This is a genomic window from Streptomyces tricolor (genome assembly GCF_002155905.1).
GTDB lineage: Bacteria > Actinomycetota > Actinomycetes > Streptomycetales > Streptomycetaceae > Streptomyces > Streptomyces tricolor.
On record NZ_MUMF01001097.1, the window covers coordinates 1 to 507 of the forward strand.

The 507-nt window shown below is 72.8% G+C and carries 1 protein-coding gene; it reads left to right on the top strand.

Annotation, left to right across the window (positions count from 1 at the left end; all coding sequences use genetic code 11):
• The coding region (locus tag CCN44_RS42940) for an aromatase/cyclase (protein ID WP_208639961.1) at positions 1 to 507 on the top strand (507 nt) is incomplete at both ends.

Below are 507 nucleotides of genomic sequence, written 5' to 3' on the forward strand. Positions count from 1 at the left end.
CCCGGCACCATCGACGGCACCACCGAAGTGACCCACCGCATCGAGGTGGCGGCCCCGGCGAAGGCGGTCTACCGGATCGTCGCCGAAGTGGGCCTGTGGCCGCTGTACTTCCCGCCCACCGTGCGGGCCGAGCGGACCGGCGGCGACGGGACCGAGGAGCGGATCCGGATCTGGGCGCTGGCCAACGGCGACCTGCGCACCTGGGAGTCGCGGCGCCGGCTGGACCCGGTCACGTTCCGCATCGAGTTCGAACAGATCCAGCCGCGCGAGCCGGTCGCGGCCATGGGCGGCACCTGGCGGATCACCGAGCGCGGCGACGGCGGCTGCACGGTGGAACTGGACCACTTCTACCGGGCGGTCGACGGCGACCCGGTGGCCCACGAGCGCATCACCCGGGCCGTCGACACCAACAGCCGCTCGGAGCTGGAGCACCTCAAGCGGGCGGCCGAGCGGGGAGACGCGGAGCAGGAGCTGCTGTTCGACTTCGCCGACACCGAGACCATCACC